The sequence below is a fragment of the Lysobacter sp. A421 genome (genome assembly GCF_054052145.1).
Map to the genome: position 1 here is coordinate 251,633 of NZ_JBSVRL010000001.1, position 18,569 is coordinate 270,201.

Consider the following 18,569-nt stretch of genomic DNA (forward strand, 5'->3'; position numbering starts at 1 on the left):
CGGCCCCTGCATGGACGGCATTTTCATGACTGAACCATCCATCAAGATTGGCATCGTCGGTGCGCGTGGCCACGTCGGCGTCGAACTGATCCGGCTGGTCGCCGTGCACCCGCGGTTCGAACTGGCCTTTGTGTGCTCGCGCGGACTTGATGGTCAGCGTGTTGCCGACCATAGCGATACCTACACCGGCGATCTTCGCTTCAGTGCGCCGAGTTTCGGACAACTGCCGACATTGGGTGCTGACGCCGTGGTGCTGGCGCTACCCAATGGCAAGGCCGCGTCATGCGTCGAAGCTTTCGACAAGGCGGCTGGCGGCGATGGGGCGGCTGGCCCGGTGATCATCGATCTGTCAGCGGACTATCGCTTTGACAACCGTTGGTACTACGGTTTGCCCGAGCTGACGCGGGACAGCTACGAAGGCCAGCGACGCATCAGTAATCCCGGCTGCTACGCCACCGCGATGCAACTGGCGATCGCGCCGATGCGGGACGTCCTGGACGGGGCGGTGCAATGCTTCGGCGTGTCCGGGTATTCCGGTGCCGGCACCGCGCCGTCGGACAAGAACGACCCGGAAAAGCTGCGCGACAACCTGATTCCGTACGCGCTGACCGGCCACGTGCATGAGCGCGAGGTGGCGGATCGCCTCGGTCATCCGATCGAATTCATGCCGCACGTGGCGCCGCATTTTCGCGGCATCACGATCACCGCCAACCTGCATTTGGCGCAGGCGTTCGATCGCGACGAAGTGATCGAGCGCTACCGCCAGCGCTATGCCGATGAACCGCTGGTGCGCGTGCTCGACGAAGCGCCGTGGGTCAGCGCGATCGCCGGCGCGCATCATGTGGACGTGGGCGGATTTACCCTGTCCGACGATGGGCGACGGCTGGTGGTGGTCGCAACCGAAGACAACCTGCTCAAGGGCGCTGCGACGCAGGCGCTGCAGAACCTCAACCGGGCGTTCGGCTTGCCCGAGCTGACCGGAATCCCAGGGTAGGGCGGGTTTCAACCCGCCAACGTTATCGATGAAATGGCGGGTTGAAACCCGCCCTACAGGCCCCCCATCAACGGTAGAGACATCATGACCGACCTCCTCTGGCAAAAACCCGGCGTCAAGGTCGACGCGCGCATCCAGCAGTTCTGCGCCGGCGACGACGTTATCCTCGACCGCGAGTTCTTCGGGTTCGATATCCAGGCCAGCGTCGCGCATGCCGAAGGGCTGCAGCAGATCGGGATCCTCGACGCGGATGAACTGGCCGGGATCATCCGCGAACTTGATGTACTGGCGAAGGATTTCGAGGGAGGCGGGTTCGTGCTCGACGCCACCTACGAGGACGGCCATTCCGCGATCGAGGCGCGCTTGATCGAGAGACTCGGCGACGCCGGCCGCAAGATCCACACCGGCCGTAGCCGCAACGACCAGGTCCTGGTCGCGACCCGTCTGTGGCTCAAGGATCGGCTGCTCAGGTTGAGTGCGCTATGCCGCGAAAGCGCCGAGGTCGCATTGGCCCGGGCCGAGGTCGAGGCAAGCCTGCCGCTGCCGGGCTATACCCACCTGCAACGCGCCGTGGTGTCTTCGGCGGGCATGTGGTGGTCGGCGTGGGCGGAGGGTTTTATCGACGACGCCATCCGCGCGCGCGACACCCTGGTCTGGGTCGACGCCAACCCGCTCGGCAGTGCCGCCGGATATGGCGTCAACTTGCCGCTCGCACGCGAGCACACCACCCAGGCGCTCGGTTTCGGCCGGATGCAACTGTCGGCCACCTATGCCCAACTGTCGCGTGGCAAGTTCGAGATGGCGGCGATCGAGGCGCTCGGTTCGGCGATGCTCGACCTGCGCCGGCTGGCCTGGGACCTGAGCCTGTTCACCAGCGCCGAGTTCGGCTTCGTCACGCTGCCGGCGCAGTACACCACCGGCAGCTCGATCATGCCGAACAAGCGCAACCCGGACGTCATCGAGTTGATGCGCGCCAGCTACGCCAGCGTTGCGGCTGGGCGAACCGAGGTCGAACAGCTGCTGTCGCTTCCGTCGGGTTACCACCGTGACCTGCAGTTCACCAAGGGTGCCATCTTCCATGCGTTTGGCCGTGGCCTGGGGGCGCTGGAATTGCTGCCTGACCTGCTGCGTAACCTGGAGTGGAAACCAGACGCGATGCGCGCGGCATTGGAGCCATCGATGTACGCGACCGACCTGGCGATCGATCTGGCCCGCGAAGGCGTGCCGTTCCGCAATGCCTACCAGCAGGCGGCCGATCCGGCGCGTTGGGCCACGGGCAATCCCGAAGCCAGCCTTGCCGCTCGCGTGTCACCCGGTGCGGCCGGAGAGTTGCGTCTGCAGACGCTCCGCGACCGTTTGCAACAACTGCCGTAGTGAGCGCGGCCCCACCACACGATGAACCGCATGCTGGGGTTGGCGGGGCTGAAGTGTTAGGCTCCGTCGCTTGGCAGATCCGGTTTTCCGGCGTCACTACTGACGTTCCGATGTTCGGATCCGCACTTTCCCGGCCCGCTGGCCGGGGGCGATGGCGCCGCAGGGTTGCCTTTCGCAGGACTGCTCCCCCACTGCAGGCAATACCCGTTCCACACGGGTCGGATGATTGCGGGAAGCGCCTGATTCGTCGATGCCTTGCTGCCTGGCAATGTTGATGCCAGGGCCTTGCCGGGTCCATCGCCCACTCGCGAACATTCCAATGGAGAGCCACCCAAACCGATGACTTCCATATTCCCCGAACAACCACTCCCGCCCTGGCGACGCGCGGTGATCAAGGTCGGCAGTAGTCTACTGACCGATGGCAAGGGCGGGCTGGGCAAGCGCAACGCCGCCGCGCTGGCCGGATTGATTGCCCGCTTTCGTGACCAGGGGCGCGAGGTGCTTCTGGTCTCGTCCGGTGCGGTCGCTGCGGGCCGAGGCTTGCTGGCCAATCACGGCATGGGCGTGACCCAACGCCAGGCGTTGGCCGCGATCGGGCAGACCCCGATGCTGGCGTTGTGGCAAGGGCTGGTCGAGCAGCCTGTTGCCCAGGTACTGCTCAGCCATGACGACTTGCGCAACCGGCGCCGCTACCTCAACGCACAGGCCACGTTGCACGAGCTGTTGCGCATCGGTGCGCTGCCGATCGTCAACGAGAACGATACCGTTGCCATCGACGAGCTGAAACTGGGCGACAACGACAACCTGGCCGCCGCGATTGCGACCCTGGTCGACGCCGACATCCTGCTGATCGCCACCGATACCGGCGGGCTCTACACCGCCAATCCCGGTGAGGACGCCAGCGCACGGCCGGTGCCGCGGATCGAGGAGATCACTCCCGAAATCATGCGCATGGCGCAGGGTGGTGCGGGCCTGCTCGGCACCGGTGGCATGTACACCAAGCTGGAAGCGGCGACCAAGACCGCTTCCGCGGGTATCGCGACGGCATTGTTCTGTGGCCACGATGCCCAGACCATTTCGGCGCTCGGCGAGGACCGCCTGCATGGCACGTTCATTCCGGCCCATGGTGATCGACTGCTCGCACGCAAGATGTGGCTGCGACACACCCCGCCAAGTGGCGGCGTGGTGCGCGTGGATGCGGGTGCCGCCAAGGCGCTGTCAGAACACGGCGCGTCGTTGCTGCCCGGTGGCGTGTTGTCGGTTGAAGGCGATTTCTCGCGCTCTGCCATGGTCGACGTGCTGCCCGCGACGGGCCATCGTCGCCTCGCGCGCGGGCTGGTCCAGTACCAATCCAGCGACCTGGAGCGCATCGCGGGGCACCACAGCCGCGATATCGCGCCGATGCTCGGTTTCGATAACGGCCATTCGGTCATCCGCCGCGACGACCTGGTGCTGTTGAGCGCCGCCGCGGCGGTACCAACCAGTGAATAATTCAAGGAGTAACGTCATGAGTGGAACAGTCACTAATGGATACGTCCGCAAACTAGCCGAGCGCGCACGCGCCGCCTCCCAGGTCATTGCCAGCCTCGATTCCGCCCAACGGGTGGCATTGATGGACGCCATGGCCGACGCGGTTGCGGCCGGCAGCGATGACATCCTCAAGGCCAACCTCGCCGATATGCAACGCGCCGAAGCAGCAGGGACCACCGGTGCGATGCTGGACCGCCTGCGCCTGGATGACGGGCGTATCGCCGGCATCGTCACCGCGATCCGCGAGATCGCCCAGCTGCCCGATCCGGTTGGCCAGGTGACCCGCAGCGAGACCCGCCCGAACGGCCTGCTGGTCGAAAAAGTGCGCATCCCGCTGGGGTTGATCGCAATGATTTACGAAGCCCGTCCCAACGTGACCGCCGATGCTGCGGCGCTGTGCCTGCGCGCCGGCAACGCAGTGCTGTTGCGTGGTGGCTCGGAGGCGCGCGACAGCAATATCGCAATTGCCGCCTGCCTGCACCGCGCGCTGCGCCAGCAGGGCCTGCCGGCCGAAGCGGTGGCGCTGGTCGAGGACACGGCCCGCGAGCACGTGCTGGAACTGCTGCAACTCAGCGACCTGATCGACCTGGCGATTCCACGTGGCGGCGAGAAGCTGATCCGCTTCGTGGCCGAGAACGCCCGGGTCCCGGTGATCAAGCACTACAAGGGCGTGTGCCACCTGTATGTGGATCGTGCCGCGGACCTGGAGCTGGCCGTGAAGCTGGCGATCGACGGCAAGCTCTCGCGCCCCGGCGTCTGCAATGCACTGGAGACGATGCTGGTCCACGCCGATATCGCCGAAAAATGGCTGCCCGGTGCGTTGGCCGAGTTGGCCGCCCGTGGCGCAGAGATCCGTGGTTGCGAGCGGACCCGGGCCCTGTTCCCGGATGCCGTGCCGGCGACGCCGGAGGATTACGACGCCGAGTACCTGTCGCCCATCCTGAGTGTGCGGGTGGTGGACTCCATCGACGAGGCGATTGCCCACATCCAGCGCCACACGTCCGACCATACCGAGGTCATCGTCAGCACCGATGCTGCGGCGTGCGATCGCTTCATCCGCGAGATCCGCAGCTCGGCGGTGGTGGTCAATGCGTCATCGCGCTTCAACGATGGCGGTGCGTTGGGCCTGGGTGCCGAGATCGGCATCTCCACCACCCGCCTGCATTCCTACGGACCGATGGGGCTGGAATCGCTGACGATCGAGCGCTATGTCGTCCGCGGCGATGGCCAGACTCGCCACGAGGATGTGCCCAAGGTTGCTGCGTAGCACCCCGGGAAAGGCTCGACGATGAAATAAGTTCAGGTGATATGGCCGGCAAGTGGTTTCAAATAGGCTTATATCGGTCTACTGGTTATCCTGACGCGGTTTGATTCGGATCCACTGTCAGGACACCCATGACCACCCAAGCCGCCAGCTCCGACAACATCGTCACCAATGCGGCTCCGCCACCGGCCACCGGTCTGTGGCCGGGCTTGTTGCTGTCGGTGGTGATATCCGTGATTGCGTTTGGCCTGGGCCAATGGCTGCCGCTGGTGGGCGGGCCGGTATTCGGCATCATCCTGGGCGTGCTGGTGAGCAACCTGGGTGCGCCACCGCCGGCCGCCTGCCAGCCCGGCATCAGGTTTGCCGGCAAGAAGATCCTGCAATGGTCGATTGTTGCGCTCGGGCTTGGCTTGAGCCTTACCCAGGTGGCGCAGACCGGGATGGAGTCGTTGTCCGTCACCGTTGTCAGCGTCATCGCGGCTTTCATTTCGGCGTTGCTGCTGGGACGGCTGCTGGGGATTCCATCAAAGCTGAAGATGTTGATCGGTGCCGGCACCGCGATCTGCGGTGGTTCGGCGATCGCCGCAGTGACGCCGATCATCAAGGCCGACGAGCACGAAACCGCGTTCGCCATCTCCACCATCTTCCTGTTCAACCTGGTGGCCGTGCTGGTGTTTCCCGCATTGGGACACTGGATGCAGATGAGTCCAGAGGGGTTTGGCCTGTGGGCCGGGACAGCGATCAACGACACCTCGTCGGTGGTTGCCGCCGGCTATAGCTACGGCCAGGTGGCGGGCGACTACGCAACCATCGTCAAATTGACCCGGGCCACCCTGATCATTCCACTGTGCCTGGTATTGGCGGCGATCGAGGCATGGCGCCACAAGAAGCAGGGCGGCGGCGACTTCGACCTGCGCAAGGTGATTCCCTGGTTCATCGTGTGGTTCATGGTGGCGTCGGCCGTGCGCACGATGGGGTGGATTCCGGAAGCGTGGCAACCGGCGATCCATGACGGCGCCGAGTTCCTGATCATCATCGCGCTGACCGCCATCGGCCTGTCGGCCAACCTGCGCCGCATGGCGGCCACCGGCTGGCGACCGATAGGCCTGGGGTTCGGGGTCTGGGTCGCCGTGGCGCTGTCCAGCCTGGCCACGCAGCAGGTCATCGGCAGCTGGTAAGCGCGGCGGCTGCATGGACTGCGCACGCCCTCAACTCGCCGCGCACGAAAAAGGCCACCCGGCGAGGGTGGCCCAAGACATTGATCTGATTGGTCGGGGAGACAGGATTCGAACCTGCGACTTCTACGTGCTGAATTACTGCACTTTGCATCGGAAAGCCTTGCAGGGCAGGGGCTTCAGCCGAGAATCGTCCCGGTGTCGGACGAGAATGGGACGATGGGTGACGGTCCATTCACTCGTAATGAGCTGCTCACTTCCTCTGGGCTGTGGCAGCAAGTCCCGGTCAGCGCTATGGTGCGCAGGCAGAATGGGGACGCAGAAAACGCATGGGGACACGATTCCACCGCTGGACCGGCTGGGTGTTGGGCGTGCTGTTGGCGTCGGTAGCGCCGTTCGCGTGCGCGGCTGACCTCGCGCCGTTGCGCGTTCTGTTCCAACTTCCAGACAACCGCGTCGACTATGCTGCCACGAAGCTGACGGTAGACCGCCTCATCGACCCGAGCACAGACGTGGCCGCCGTGCGCCGACAGCTGGATCAATGGGAAAGCGCCGTTCGCGGTAACGTGCCCACCAACCCCACAGCGCGCCAAGTTCTCGATGCGTTGCTCAAGACACTCTATGAGCCAGGGGCCTGGAACCAAGGTCGGCCCTTCACTTACGACCTGTCCGACCCGCTGGGCAAGAACCCGACGAACAAGCAGCTGGCGACTTATCTGGCAACGCGTAAGGGCAACTGCGTGTCCATGCCCATCCTGATTGTCATCTTGGGGCAGCGATTTGGCCTGCCCGTAGCTTTGGCCACGGCGCCCAACCACGTCATGGTGAAGTTTGCCGACGACACGCAGCAGGCCTGGTTGAACGTTGAGGCCACCGCGGGCGGCTTCAAATACGACAGCAGCTACGAGCACGAAACGGGGATTTCCGAGCAAGCGATTGAGAACGGGCTCTACTTGCGTCCACTGACGCCGCGCGAGGGAGCAGGCGTCATAGCCAGCTCCCTGATGGAGCATTACGGGGCCAAGAAGGACGGAGACGCGCTGATGGCTGTGGCCGAACTTGCGCTGGAGGCGAACCCCCGGGACCCGGTGGCCTTGGTGTGGAAGGCCAATGCCTACTACCTTCAGCTGCAGCAGCGCTATGCGTCCAAGTATCCGAATGTCGCCGACATTCCGCCGGCACAAATCGCTGACTACCAACGCTTGAGCCGGGAGAACCTGGCGTGGTTCGCCAAGGCCGAAGCCTTGGGGTGGTCGCAAAAGACGCCAGAGCAGGAAGCCAACTATCTACAATCCATCCAGCGCGAGAAGGCGCGAAGGGGGCAATGATGCGCAAGACCGTTCCAACGCTGTTGTTCATCGCGCTCTGCGCACTCGTGTTTGACGCATCGGCGCGGTTCGTGTCGGTGGATCCCGTGAAAGCTAACGCGAACACGGGTGCAAATTTCAACCGCTACTACTATGTGGACAACAATCCTTACAAGTTCACGGATCCAGATGGCCGGGCCAAGTCATGCGCCAACAATCAGTGCAACATCACGGCCGACACCTACAATCCCGTCAAGTCGAATGGGCGAACAGTAGTGGCGTCTCCAGAATTGCGCGCAGCCGGCAACGCGGCCGTGCCCCAGTTCACTGTTAAATCCGGCTCGAAGGAAAGTCTGGGTTTCTTTGTGCCTGACGCAAACGGCAAGCCGGTGGCCCACCCCGCACAAGGCATCCAGAGCACAAGTAATGGGACGGGCGCAACCGCGTCAGCAGCTATCCCGCAGAATGCCATGGGTGTCATCCACGGCCACATCGATGGTGGACCGAACAGATCCAATGGCATGGTGGACGCGCCAAAACTCAACGGCGGCTACGGCGATACGCAATCTTTGAAGGCTGGCATGCCGACCGCCACGATTTCTCAAGGGCAAGTGGGCTGGCACGAAATCAACAACGGGCAACTCCAGTTCTCCTACCCCCAGGGCGGGATGAGTGGTGGTCAAGAGAACCAAATTCAGCGCAACTTAAACAACGAGCAGAAGTTGTTCCACAACCCCTAGGACTGACCATGACGAACATACGCGTTCCGGTCTTGGCTTTCGTTTTAGTGATGGCCGGCTGCGCTCATTTGGCGTCCACTAGTCCCGAGACTGTGTCGCCCAGTGAACTGAATACCTACCCGCAGCGGTATCACGAGCAGACTGTCACGGTAGAGGGCTTTCTGACGCTCGTGCCAGAAGCCCACAATTTGTATCAGTCCAAGGCTTTGAAAGCCGAATTTGGACGTCGATGGGACGCTGAGGATCCCACATTCGATCCCAAAGCCTACGAAGGCTATTGCTTAACCGTCGCCAATCCGGACGCGCTGATGGTTAAGCAGGAGGCCTTGAACGGCACCACGATCACAGTCAAGGGAAGGTTTCTGGCCGATTACCTTGATGGCGCGATCGATCTCGGCGCGTGTCCGCTGCCTACAGCCATTGTGATCGATGTGGATGATCTAAAACGCCGTTACCCTTCGATCTTCGCCGACTGATGCACGCAGGTCTTGCTCTCCTGTCATGGCAGCCATGATGTTGGGTGCCAGTAGACGCTCTGCGGGTCTGGTTCCATAAGACATCTACGCATTGAGCGTAGATGTCAGAGACTCAACCTGTTGATGCCAAAGGCGTGGGGCGAAGATGGGACGATAGAAACGGCATCCTTGGGACGAAGCCAGATTCAGCAACGCCAAGTGATTGAAAAGTAAGAAGGTCGATGAGTTCGAGATCCGACCTGATCGAGGTGCTGACCCCAAAGAAAAGAGCCCGAAAAGACGAATCTTTTCAGGCGCTTAGGATCAAACAGTTGGTCGGGGAGACAGGATTCGAACCTGCGACTTCTACGTCCCGAACGTAGCGCTCTACCAGGCTGAGCTACACCCCGACTGCAGAGCCGCAAATTGTAGGACTGTGGCCGGTAGTACGCAAGGGGCAAGTACCGCTGCAGGCGGAAAGAGAGCCGGGCCGCTAAACTGTGAGCCGAACCTTTTCACGACCGTCGTCACCAGGAGTCTTGCTTGATCAAGCCGCGCACGCCGCCCGGGGTCATGGAGCTGTTACCCCCCGACCAGATCGCCTTCCAGCGGATGCTGGACACGATCCGCCGCAACTTCGAGCGTTTTGGCTTCCTGCCGGTGGAGACGCCGGTGATGGAGCTGTCGGAGGTGCTGCTGACCAAGTCGGGCGGCGAAACCGAGCGGCAGGTGTACTTCGTGCAATCGACCGGCGCGTTGGAGAAGAACGCCGGGAGCTTGCCCGAGATGGCGCTGCGCTTCGACCTGACCGTGCCATTGGCACGTTATGTCGCTGAACACGAGCACGATCTGGCGTTCCCGTTCCGGCGTTACCAGATGCAGCGGGTCTACCGCGGTGAGCGCGCCCAGCGCGGGCGCTTCCGCGAGTTCTACCAGTGCGATATCGACGTGATCGGCAAGGACACGCTGAGCGTGCGCTTCGACGCGGAGATGCCGGCGGTGATCCACGCGGTGTTCTCGGCGTTGGCAATCGGCAAGTTCACCATCCAGCTCAACAACCGCAAGTTGATGCGCGGCTTTTTCGAGGCCCAGGGCGTGGCCGATGGCGAGTTGCAGGCGCGGGTGCTGCGCGAGGTCGACAAGCTCGACAAGCGTGGTCCGGATCATGTGCGCGAGACGCTGACGGGCGAGGGTTTTGGCCTGTCTACGGAGGTGGTCGATACGATCCTGGATTTCGTCAAGGTGCGCTCGACTTCCCATGCCGATGCGCTGGCGCAGCTGGACGCATTGGGCGAGGGCAATGACTCGCTGCGCGAAGGTCGTGAGGAGCTGCGCGAGGTGCTCGGGCTGGTCCGCGCGATGGGCGTTCCGGAATCCGATTACGCGCTGAACTTCTCGATTGCGCGCGGGCTGGATTACTACACCGGCACCGTGTACGAGACCACGCTGGATGATTATCCGCAGATCGGCTCGATCTGCTCGGGCGGGCGTTATGACGATCTCGCCAGCCAGTACAGCAAGTCGAAACTGCCGGGTGTGGGGATCTCGATCGGCCTGACCCGGCTGTTCTGGCAATTGCGCGATGCGGGCCTTGTCGACAGTGCGGCCAGCACGGTACAGGTGCTGGTGACCCAGATGGACGCGGACTCGTTGCCGCATTGTCTGGCCGTGGCCAATGAGTTGCGACAGGCGGGGCTCAATACCGAGGTGGTGATGGAGTCGTCGAAGCTGGCAAAGCAGTTCAAGTACGCGGATCGGTCCGGCATCCGCTTCGTGGTGGTGTTGGGCGCGGACGAGATCGCCAAGGACACCGTGACGATCAAGGACCTGCGGCGCGCCGATCAGTTCGAGGTGGCGCGCACGGATCTGGCCCGCACGCTTCGGGTCGAACTGGCGCAACCGGAGGTGAAGCCATGAAGCCGGTATGCCTGGATGGTCGTTCGCTGACACGTGCCGGACTGGTTGCCGTCGCCCATGGTGCGCAGGTCGAACTGGCCGCGGAGCAGTTGCCAGCGGTGGCCCGCGCGGCCGACTTCCTGGCCGAGCAGGTGCGCCGGGAGGAGCCGATCTATGGCGTTTCCACCGGGTTCGGCAGCAACGCCGACCGCCTGTTGGGCGCACACCGGGTGCGCGAAGCATTGCCCGGCGAGGAGCCGACCGGCGAGACGCTGCATGCGGAACTGCAGCGCAACCTGATCGTCACCCATGCCGTCTGTGTGGGTGAGCCATTCGCGCCGGAAGTCGTGCGCGCGATGCTGTGCATCCGCATCAACACGTTGATGCGCGGGCACTCGGGTATCCGGGTGCAGACCTTGCAGGCGCTGGTGTCGATGCTCAATGCCGGAATCGTGCCGGTGGTACCGCAACTGGGCTCGGTGGGTGCTTCGGGCGACCTGGCGCCGTTGTCCCATCTGGCCATCGTGCTGCTGGGCGGCGGTGAGGCGTTCTACCAGGGCGAGCGTGTCGGGGGTGCGGAAGCACTGGAGCGCGCTGGCCTTGAGCCGGTCACGCTGTCCTACAAGGAGGGTCTGGCGCTCAACAACGGCACCGCGCAGATGCTGGCGTGCGGCGTGCTCGCGCTGTCGAAGCTGGAAGACTTGCTGGACACCGCCGACCTCGCCGCGGCGATGACGATCGATGCATTTGCGGGCCGCCTTGGCGCCTTCGCCGAAGAAGTCCACGCCTTGCGTCCGCATCCGGGACAGGTCGAGGTCGCCGCCCATTTGCGCCGGCTGCTGGATGGCTCGACCCTGGCCGATATTCCGTATCACCTCGTGCCGCGGTTCAAGCCGTGGTCGCCGCGCGCCTGGGACACGTCCGACGCGCAGGCACTGCGTTTCGATATCGGTTGGGACTGGGTGCCGCTGGACCAGCGCCACGGCCGGGAAAAGTTCTACACCCGGTTCCGTCCGTTCCGCGGCGGCAAAAAGCACCAGCCGCAGGACAGCTATTCCTTGCGTTGCATCCCGCAGGTGCACGGCGCGGTTCGCGATGCGGTCGCCCAGGCCGCGCGGGTGCTGGAGATCGAACTCAATGCATTGACCGACAACCCGATCGTGTTCCCGGATGCGAAGGCCGAGCACGTCGAGCAGCAGGTGATTTCCGCCGGCCATTTCCACGGCATGCCGCTGGCGCTGGTGATGAGCTATGTGAAGGCGTCCATCCCGGTGTTGGCGAGCATTTCAGAGCGCCGCCTCAACAAGCTGGTCGACCCGGCCACCAACGACGGCCTGCCGGGCTTCCTGATCGGCAACGAGGACGCAACCGAGTCGGGCTTCATGATCGTCCAGTACACCGCCGCGGCGATCGTCAACGACCTGACCAGCCGCGCCATGCCGGCGTCGGTGTACTCGATCCCGACCAGCGCCAACGCCGAGGACCATGTCTCGATGGGCGCCAACGAGGCCCGTCACGTGCTGGCGATGGCGGACGACCTGGGCAAGGTGCTCGGGCTGGAGTTGTACACCGCCGCGCAGGCGCTGGACCTGCGCCTGGGCATGATCAACGCCGCCTGCGAGTTGGCGCGCCGCGGCGACGCTGCCGCGCTGGCAACCAAGGTCCAGGGCGGGCCGCGCGACGATGGCAGTGACCAGGCCACCTTCATCGCCGAGGTTGAGGCGCTGCGCGTGCAGTTGGTCGATGCCGAAGCGTTCCGTCCCGGCAACGCGGTGGCGGCAGCGCATGCGGCAATTCGTGCGCGCATTCCGTTCCTGGAACGTGACCGGGCGTTGGACGGTGATGTGGCAGCCGCAGTTCAGCTGGTCGTCGATGGCGATGTGCTGACCGCGGCGCGCACGCTCTAGGGAAGGTTTGGTCAACCCAGCGGCCTGGTGTTCGGGGCGGACGGGTTTGGGGCGTGTAGGTCGGGTTTTAACCCGACAACCATGGATCCCCGCCTTCGACCGCAGGAAGTCCAGTCGGACGCGGGGATGACGGTTTATTGGGGATGAAGGTGTATTGGGGATGAAGGTGTATTGGGGATGAAGGTGTATTGGGGATGACGGTTTGGTGTGGAATGACGACAGTTGTTCAGCGCCAGCGTACGCAATCGCGGTCATCGCCCTTGGCCCGGTAAAGCGCTTCATCCGCACGCTTCAGGGCGGGGGAGATGTTGGTGCTGCCATCGAGCTCCAGCTGGTGGACGCCAATACTGACGGTCACGCGGATCCGCCGGTCTTCACTGAAACATGGGGCGTCACGCAGGTTCTGGCGAATCTCTTCGGCGATGATGATCGCTTCCTGCAGGCCCAGCCCGGGCAATCCGACCACAAATTCCTCGCCCCCGAACCGGGCCAGCAGTGCGCCGTGTGCCCGCAGGGTCTGCCCGATCGTGCGGGCGGTCCAACGCAGGCATTCGTCGCCCACCAGATGGCCATGGTTATCGTTGATGTGCTTGAACAGGTCCAGGTCCATCAGCAGCAGCGATAGCGGCTGGCGCTGGCGGTGCGACTGAAGCATCAAGTGCTGGAAGCGTTCGATGAAATAGGCGCGGGTGTGCAGCCCGGTCAGTCCGTCGCGCTGGCTGGTCTCGCGCAGGCGTGCATGCGCATCGCCCAATTGACTCAAGGCGTTGCGCAACTCGGTGGTACGGCGCCTGACCGTCTGTTCCAGCTCCTGGCCTGCCTCGCGCACGATGCGCTCGTTTTCGGTGCGCAGCACGGCGTACCGGTAGCCCAGCGCGATCGACAACAGCAGCATTTCGCTGGCCGATCCGATCTGCACGCCGTATTCGGTGATGAAGTTCTTCGGCAACAGGTCAAACGCCACCGCCGCGAACATGGCAGTGCCTATCAGGAACAACGCCCATGCCAGCAGGAACAACCGCGCCGGCTTGTAGCCAGTACGCATGACCACGATCGACTCAACGGCAATCCAGCCAATACTGATGAACACCGAGGCCGACGCCAGCGGGGTGGCAATGCGGTAGGGCAGCCACAACGAGGCAATCCCGAGCAGGACGAAAAACCCGATCATCGCCAAACCGATGTAGTCGCCGAACCGCCAACGTTGCCGCAGCTCCAGGAAGTGCCGCGCGAATTGCTGCATGCCGATCTGTGCCAGGCAGATGGACAGCGGTACCGACTTGTCGGCCAGCCAGAGCGAGTCGGGCCACAGGTACTCGAAGCCCAGTCCGTTGAGGGTAAACAGGACCAACCCAAACGCCGTGATATGCAGCAGGTACCAGAAGTAACCCGCATCAAGCAGCCGCAGCCACAGCACCAGGTTGTAGACGAACAACGCCAGCAGGATGCCGTAATAGAGCCCGATCCCGAACTGGCCGTCGCGTGAGGCTTCGGCAAAGGCGGCCGGGGTATACAACCACAATGGCACCTGCATCGAGCTTTGGCTGCTCACCCGCACCAGCAGGTCGACCGGCTGGCCGTCGGCCATGTGGATCCAGGAATTGGGCATCCGGTAGCGGATGCTGCGCGCATCGAACGGCAGCCAGTCCCCGCCGGCGTGATGGTCTACACGGCCGTCGGCATGCACCGTATACACGTCGACGTGGTCGCTGAGGGGATATTTCTGTACCAGCAACCAGCGCGGCTCGAGCGGATTGTTGTTGCTGATCCGGGCATGGAACCAATAGGCGCCGGGCTGGAAGCCGAACGTCGTACTGCCGCCTGGCAGTGGTGCGAAACGACCGTCCCGCAACAGGTTGCGAGCCTGGGCAAGATCTGCTTCACCGGAAGTGTCGTGGTAGTAGCCGATGTACGGCGCCAGATCCAGCCGGGAAACCTGGGCGTCCAGCTCGAGGGTGGGTAGGGCTGCATTGGCGGGCGTGGCGGAAAAAGCGTGAGCACCCTGGCCGGCGAATACCAACCAGAGCAGCAATCCGTAGCCGATCCCCATCCCGTTCCACTTCATCGTTGCCCCCGCGGAAACACTGCTTCGCCTTCGCACCCGCATCGTAGCGCTCTATTTCGGTTGACGGATAGAGTGCATCGCATTAATGTACTAGCACGTTAATACATTGGTACAAAATAGATGAAGCGCCGCATTGCCGAAACCGAGGATGCACCCGACGAGTTGGATCCCCTGGCATCGGCGTTTTCCGCCTTGCGCGGTCCTGCCGAGGTTCGGGCATTTCTGTTGGATCTGTGTACGCCTGCCGAGCTGGAAGCCATGACTGACCGCTGGCTGGTGGTGCCGTTGTTGTTGCAAAGGATTCCCTACCGCGAAATCCACGAACGCACCCAGGTCAGCGTGACCACCATTGGCCGCGTTGCGCGGACGATCGAATACGGCGCAGGCGGGTACGCCACTGCCATTCGCCGTACCGAGGCCGGCACCGCCTGACACGACACGCCTGACACGGCCGCGCCTGCCGGTGGACCGCGCCTGCGACTCAGAGCGGCCCAGGCCGGGTACGTGCAATCACTTTTTTGGACTCCTGATGACTCCCCCCAATCCCGCCACCCGCGATCGCTTGCGTATCGCGATCCAGAAGAACGGCCGCCTCGCCGAACCCGCGCGAGCGCTGCTCGCCTCATGCGGTATGAGCTGGCGCGAGAGTCGTGACCGCCTGTTTTGCTACGGCGAGAGCTTGCCGGTCGACCTGCTGCTGGTACGCGACGACGACATCCCCGGCCTGATTGCCGATGGCGTGTGCGACCTCGGCATCGTTGGTCGCAACGTGTTGGCCGAGCAGGATGGCGCGCGGATCTGCGCCGGTCGTGCCTCGGCATTTCGCGAATGGCGCGCTTTGGGTTTCGGTGCTTGCCGGCTGGCGCTGGCGGTCCCGGAAAGCTGGGAATGGCAGTCCCCGGCGCAGCTGTCCGGCAAGCGTATCGCCACCAGCTACCCGGCGCTGCTGGGACAATGGCTGGCGCGCGAAGGCGTGGACGCGCAGGTCGCATTGCTGTCCGGCTCGGTCGAGATCGCGCCGCGGCTGGGTCAGGCGGATGCGATCTGCGATCTGGTATCCAGCGGCGCAACCCTTGCGGCGAACCAGCTCAAGCCGGTGGTGACCTTGTTTGAAAGCGAGGCCGTGCTGGCCGGTCCTGTCCACGAGTTGGACGCAGCGCGCGGCGAGTTGGTCGAGCTGCTGCTGCGCCGGCTGGATGGCGCACTACGCATCCGCCACAGCAAGCTGCTGCTGTTCCAGACCTCGCGGGAGTTGCTGCCGGGGTTGCTGCCGCTGTTGCCCGATGCCGAGTCGCCGACGGTGATGCAGGTGGATGGCGCCGATCATCTCGCGTTGCAGGCGTTATGCCACGGCGCGTTGACCTGGCAGCGGCTGGAGGAGCTCAAGCGGGCCGGTGCCTGCGGACTGATGGTATTGCCGGTGGAGGGCATGCTGGCATGAGCGCGGTGGACAGTGGCCGCGTGCAATCGACCGTGTTGCGATGGGGCGAGCTGGGTCCGGCCGAGCGTCACCAGGCATTGCGGCGGCCGGCGCAGGTCAGCGGCGCTGAAATCGCCGAGGTGGTTTCAGCGCTGATCGAGGATGTCCGCACGCGTGGCGATGTCGCGCTACGTGCATTGACGGCACGCTTCGATGGTGTGGTGCTGGATGATTTTGCCGTGACCGGGGCCGAGTTCTCTGCCGCCGAAACCGCCATATCGTCCGCCTTGGGCGCGGCGATCGACGAGGCCGCCGGTCGTATCGAACAGTTCCACGCCGCCGGCATGACCTCGCCATACGCCGTGGAGACGGCGCCGGGTGTGCGCTGCGAACGGATGTTGCGACCGATCCGACGGGTTGGCTTGTATGTGCCGGCGGGGTCGGCGCCATTGCCATCGACCGCATTGATGCTCGGCATTCCGGCGCGGCTCGCGGGTTGTCGGGACGTCGTGTTGTGCACGCCTCCGCGATCCGATGGCAGCGTCGATCCGGCGGTATTGGTGGCTGCAGCACGCTGCGGGGTGCGCAAGGTATTCAAGATCGGCGGCGCGCAGGCGATCGCGGCGATGGCGTTGGGCACCGACAGCGTGCCGGCGTGTGACAAGTTGTTCGGCCCGGGCAATGCCTTCGTGACCGAAGCCAAGCGCCAGGTGGCCCGGTTGGAGGGCGGCGTCGGGATCGACATGCCGGCCGGCCCGTCCGAGGTGCTGGTGATCGCCGATGCCGGTGCCAATCCGGTGTTTGTCGCCGCCGACCTGTTGTCGCAGGCCGAGCATGGGCCGGACTCGCAAGTGATCCTGATCAGCGACGACGCCGACTTGATCAGCCGCGTCGCCGCCCGGATCGAGCTACAGCTGGTCGACTTGCCCCGCGCAGACATCGCCCGTCGTGCGCTGCAGTGCGCACGCATGATCCAGGTGGAGGCGCTGGACGAGGCATTTTCGATCAGCAATGACTACGCACCGGAGCACTTGATCCTGGCATTGCGCGATGCACGCGCCTGGTTGCCTCAGGTGCAAGCCGCGGGTTCGGTATTCCTGGGCGACTGGGCACCGGAAGCGCTGGGCGACTACTGCAGTGGAACCAACCACGTCCTTCCGACCAGTGGCGCTGCGCGCTTTGTCGGTGGCCTCAATGTCGCCAGCTTCCAGGTGGCGATCACCGTGCAGGAGGTCGACCAGCAAGGCCTGCGTGCCATCGGCCCGTGTGCGGTGGAGCTGGCCCGCGCCGAAGGCCTGGATGCGCATCGCTTGGCGGTGACGCGACGGTTGGACGTGGCATGAGCACCGTAACGATGCCTTCCGATCCACTCGTGCTGGTCCGCAGTGACCTGGCCGGTTTTTCCGGCTACTCCTCGGCGCGCACGGCAGCGTTGGATGGCGACATCTGGCTCAACGCGAACGAATCGCCGTGGCCGAATGTGGTTGATGGGGGAGACACGCTGCGCCGCTATCCCGATCCACAGCCCAACCGATTGCGCGCCGCGCTGGCACAGCGGTATGGATGTGCCCCATCGCAGCTACTGGTGGGTCGGGGCAGCGACGAGGCCATCGATCTGCTCGTGCGTGCCTTGTGTCGGCCGGGCGGCGATACGGTGCTGGTCACGCCACCGACCTTCGGCATGTACGCGGTGTGTGCACGCTTGCATGGCACCCGGGTGGTCGAGGTACCGCTGATCGATGGTGCGGACGGTTTCACCTGTGATTTCGAGGCGATCGCGCAAGCGGCCCAGACGCAAGCGGTCAAACTGGTGTTCCTGTGCTCACCCGGAAATCCGACCGGCAATCTGTTGCCGCTTGATGCCGTCGAAACATTGGCCCGCACCCTTGAAGGCCGCGCGCTGGTGGTTGTCGATGAAGCCTACGGTGAGTTCACTCAAGCGCCGTCGGCGATGTCGCTGCTCGCCCGTCAACGCAATATCGCGGTGCTGCGGACCCTGTCCAAGGCGCATGCCCTGGCCGGCGCACGCATTGGCAGCGTGATGGCCGATGCCGCACTAATCACGGTTTTGCAGCGCTGTCAGGCACCGTACCCATTGCCCTCTCCGTGCATCGATCTGGCCTGTCGCGCGCTGGAGTCATCGGCATGCGCGGCGACCGACGCCTGTGTGGTGAATCTGATCGGCGAGCGCGAGCGACTGTTTGTCGCACTGCAGGCCGCGACCGGAGTTCGCCGGGTCTATCCGTCCCGCTCCAATTTCCTGCTGGTGCGGTTCAACGATGCCCAAGCCGCCTTTGAGCGACTGCTTGCGGCCGGCATTGTCGTGCGCGACCAGCGCGCGACGCCAGGACTGGAGGATGCCTTGCGAATCACCGTCGGCAGCCACGCACAGAACACCTGTGTGATCGACGCGATCAACTCGCTGGAGACGGGCGCATGAGC

Annotated in this window: 15 protein-coding genes and 1 tRNA gene; 14 read left to right on the top strand and 2 right to left on the bottom strand. The window is 64.0% G+C overall.

All coding sequences use genetic code 11. The annotated features are described in order from the left end of the window. Nucleotides 1–25: 25 nt before the first annotated feature. From argC to ACW7G6_RS01215, 8 genes are all read left to right on the top strand, one after another. Nucleotides 26–994 (top strand): N-acetyl-gamma-glutamyl-phosphate reductase, encoded by a 969-nt coding sequence (argC, locus tag ACW7G6_RS01180; RefSeq protein ID WP_456979063.1) that lies wholly within the window; start codon nt 26–28, stop codon nt 992–994. 84 nt (nt 995–1,078) lie between these two features. Beyond that, nucleotides 1,079–2,368, top strand: coding sequence for an argininosuccinate lyase (gene argH, locus ACW7G6_RS01185; protein WP_456979064.1), 1,290 nt, complete (start codon nt 1,079–1,081; stop codon nt 2,366–2,368). A gap of 339 nt (nt 2,369–2,707) precedes the next feature. Next, nucleotides 2,708–3,859 (top strand): glutamate 5-kinase, encoded by a 1,152-nt coding sequence (proB, locus tag ACW7G6_RS01190; protein WP_456979065.1) that lies wholly within the window; start codon nt 2,708–2,710, stop codon nt 3,857–3,859. Between the two features lie 16 nt (nt 3,860–3,875). Then, complete coding sequence (locus tag ACW7G6_RS01195) at nt 3,876–5,165, top strand: glutamate-5-semialdehyde dehydrogenase (protein WP_456979066.1); 1,290 nt, start codon at nt 3,876–3,878, stop codon at nt 5,163–5,165. 128 nt (nt 5,166–5,293) lie between these two features. Next, complete coding sequence (locus ACW7G6_RS01200; RefSeq protein ID WP_456979067.1) at nt 5,294–6,340, top strand: YeiH family protein; 1,047 nt, start codon at nt 5,294–5,296, stop codon at nt 6,338–6,340. A 326-nt stretch (nt 6,341–6,666) separates the two neighbouring features. Next, nucleotides 6,667–7,665 carry a transglutaminase family protein gene (locus tag ACW7G6_RS01205; RefSeq protein WP_456979068.1) on the top strand — a complete coding sequence of 333 codons (999 nt, stop codon included), beginning with the start codon at nt 6,667–6,669 and terminating at the stop codon, nt 7,663–7,665. Beyond that, a complete protein-coding gene (locus tag ACW7G6_RS01210) occupies nt 7,662–8,384 on the top strand; it encodes a hypothetical protein (RefSeq protein WP_456997374.1) in 723 nt (240 codons plus the stop codon). The genes ACW7G6_RS01205 and ACW7G6_RS01210 overlap by 4 nt, the downstream gene beginning before the upstream one ends. Nucleotides 8,385–8,392: 8 nt before the next feature. Then, nucleotides 8,393–8,860 carry a hypothetical protein gene (locus tag ACW7G6_RS01215; protein ID WP_456979070.1) on the top strand — a complete coding sequence of 156 codons (468 nt, stop codon included), beginning with the start codon at nt 8,393–8,395 and terminating at the stop codon, nt 8,858–8,860. 312 nt (nt 8,861–9,172) lie between these two features. Here the strand turns inward: ACW7G6_RS01215 and ACW7G6_RS01220 are convergent. Continuing rightward, a tRNA-Pro gene (locus ACW7G6_RS01220) sits at nt 9,173–9,249 on the bottom strand. A gap of 133 nt (nt 9,250–9,382) precedes the next feature. Here ACW7G6_RS01220 and hisS point away from each other — a divergent pair. Beyond that, nucleotides 9,383–10,756 carry a histidine--tRNA ligase gene (hisS, locus tag ACW7G6_RS01225; protein ID WP_456997375.1) on the top strand — a complete coding sequence of 458 codons (1,374 nt, stop codon included), beginning with the start codon at nt 9,383–9,385 and terminating at the stop codon, nt 10,754–10,756. Next, nucleotides 10,753–12,642, top strand: coding sequence for an HAL/PAL/TAL family ammonia-lyase (locus ACW7G6_RS01230; RefSeq protein ID WP_456997376.1), 1,890 nt, complete (start codon nt 10,753–10,755; stop codon nt 12,640–12,642). The genes hisS and ACW7G6_RS01230 overlap by 4 nt, the downstream gene beginning before the upstream one ends. Before the next feature lie 226 nt (nt 12,643–12,868). Here the strand turns inward: ACW7G6_RS01230 and ACW7G6_RS01235 are convergent, their stop codons facing one another. After that, on the bottom strand, nt 12,869–14,707 hold the full coding sequence (locus ACW7G6_RS01235) for a sensor domain-containing diguanylate cyclase (protein ID WP_456997377.1): 1,839 nt from the start codon (nt 14,705–14,707) through the stop codon (nt 12,869–12,871). A gap of 120 nt (nt 14,708–14,827) precedes the next feature. Here ACW7G6_RS01235 and ACW7G6_RS01240 point away from each other — a divergent pair, with 120 nt between their 5' ends. From ACW7G6_RS01240 to hisC, 4 genes are all read left to right on the top strand, one after another. Beyond that, nucleotides 14,828–15,139 carry a YerC/YecD family TrpR-related protein gene (locus ACW7G6_RS01240; protein ID WP_456979074.1) on the top strand — a complete coding sequence of 104 codons (312 nt, stop codon included), beginning with the start codon at nt 14,828–14,830 and terminating at the stop codon, nt 15,137–15,139. 97 nt (nt 15,140–15,236) lie between these two features. Beyond that, complete coding sequence (hisG, locus tag ACW7G6_RS01245; RefSeq protein WP_456979075.1) at nt 15,237–16,148, top strand: ATP phosphoribosyltransferase; 912 nt, start codon at nt 15,237–15,239, stop codon at nt 16,146–16,148. After that, nucleotides 16,145–17,470 carry a histidinol dehydrogenase gene (gene hisD / locus ACW7G6_RS01250; protein ID WP_456979076.1) on the top strand — a complete coding sequence of 442 codons (1,326 nt, stop codon included), beginning with the start codon at nt 16,145–16,147 and terminating at the stop codon, nt 17,468–17,470. The genes hisG and hisD overlap by 4 nt, the downstream gene beginning before the upstream one ends. Beyond that, nucleotides 17,467–18,567, top strand: a complete 1,101-nt coding sequence (gene hisC, locus ACW7G6_RS01255; RefSeq protein ID WP_456997378.1) for a histidinol-phosphate transaminase — start codon at nt 17,467–17,469, stop codon at nt 18,565–18,567. Before hisD ends, hisC begins: the two co-directional genes overlap by 4 nt. The last annotated feature ends 2 nt before the right edge of the window (nt 18,568–18,569 follow it).